The organism is Streptomyces sp. NPDC022910 (genome assembly GCF_055561075.1).
Map to the genome: position 1 here is coordinate 1 of NZ_JBVHHL010000173.1, position 1435 is coordinate 1435.

At 70.2% G+C, this 1435-nt stretch carries 1 protein-coding gene; it reads right to left on the reverse strand.

The features are described 5' to 3' along the window. Positions 1–328 precede the first annotated feature (328 nt). Entirely contained in the window at positions 329–1342 is a 1014-nt protein-coding gene (locus tag ACZ3TS_RS42985; RefSeq protein WP_467628709.1) for an IS110 family RNA-guided transposase, read from the reverse strand. Between the last annotated feature and the right edge of the window lie 93 nt (positions 1343–1435).

Consider the following 1435-nt stretch of genomic DNA (forward strand, 5'->3'; position numbering starts at 1 on the left):
GCACCCATGAGGGCCGGGCTTGTCAAGCGCGCATTGGGTCCCTGACCTCGGGTTTTAGCTGTTGAGTCGTACCGAGGGCGTTGGGCGTTCTTGGAGTGAAGTTGTGGTCCGCCACGGGGTCGTTCGCGTTGGGTTGGCTCCCGGGATGCCGTGGTCGGCGTGGGGTTCACATGCACCCATTCGGCGTCTGGCCGGTGTGGTCGGCGCCATGACCGTGGTCCGGGGACCGGGGCTGCTCAGTCAGGTCATCGAGCGCGGCGGAGGGCCGTCTCATGCAATGGATGCGAGCTCACCCCGGGGTCTGCGGGCGGCCGGTGCGGGAGGGATTTCATCGCGCGGCTCGTTTCCTGCGCTGCGGCTGCGGTTCGGCGGCTTGGAGGAGGTGATAGGCGCGGGTGAGGAGCTTGCGGGCGATGGCGGTGGTGGCGATTTTCTTGCCGCGGCGGGCGGTGATGGCCCGGTAGGTGTCGGCGAAGTCCGGGTGGCGCTTGGCGGTCTGTGCGGCCTCGCACAGGATCCACCGCAGCCAGGCGTCTCCCTGCTTGGAGATGTGGCCGTGCCGGACGGTGAGGTCCGAGCCGCGCACGGTCGGGGTGAGACCGGCCCACGCGGCGAGCTTGCGCGCGGACGGGAAACGGGTGACGTCGCCGACCTCGGCCAGGATCACCAGCGCGGTGAGTGGGCCCACCCCCGGCAGGGCGGTAAGGAGTTTGACGCGGGGGTCGCCGCGGGCGCGCGCGGCGAGCTGCACGTCCAGGGCGTCGATCGGAATCTGCAGCGCGTCCATCAGCTGCAGCAGGTCGTCGACCACGCGGCGGGAGGCGTCCGGCAGCTCGAGCGAGGCGAGCCAGACCCGGCCCGGTCCGGTGAAGACCGAGCCCGCCCGGTCGTGGCCCAGGTCCGCGAGTACCGCGTGGACCCGGTTGCGCAGCAGCGTCCGCAGCCGTACCAGCTGGAAGCGGTGCCGCAGCAGGGCCCGCTGCTGGCGTACCTCCAGCGGCGCGATCCACGCTTCCGGCAGGAGGTCCGCACGCAGCAGCCGGCCCAGCGTGGCCGCGTCGACCTTGTCGTTCTTGAGCCTGGCGGAGGCGATGGCCTTGCATTGCAGCGGGTGGACCAGATGCGGCTGGTAGCCGTAGTCCTCCAGCAGTTCCACCAGCCAGCCCCAGCCGTAGGCGGCCTCGAACGCGACCGGAGTGCCGATCGGCAGGTCCCCGATGACGCCCAGGACCTGCGCGACCCCGTTGGGCACGTTCCGATTGATGCGAACCGCGCCGTCCCGGTCGAGGACCGCGATCTGCGACCGCTTGCGGTGCACATCGATACCGACGTAGACAGACATTGAGGGCCTCCTTCCCGAGCCCGTCGATACCCGGACGATATGTATCGTCCGGCTGAGCACGGAAGGGGGCCCGGCCCTCATAGGGTCAGGTCA

Bases quoted from the DNA above. Each gene is read 5' to 3' on its own strand.
- ACZ3TS_RS42985 (WP_467628709.1), bottom strand. From the start codon at position 1,342: ATGTCTGTCTACGTCGGTATCGATGTGCACCGCAAGCGGTCGCAGATC.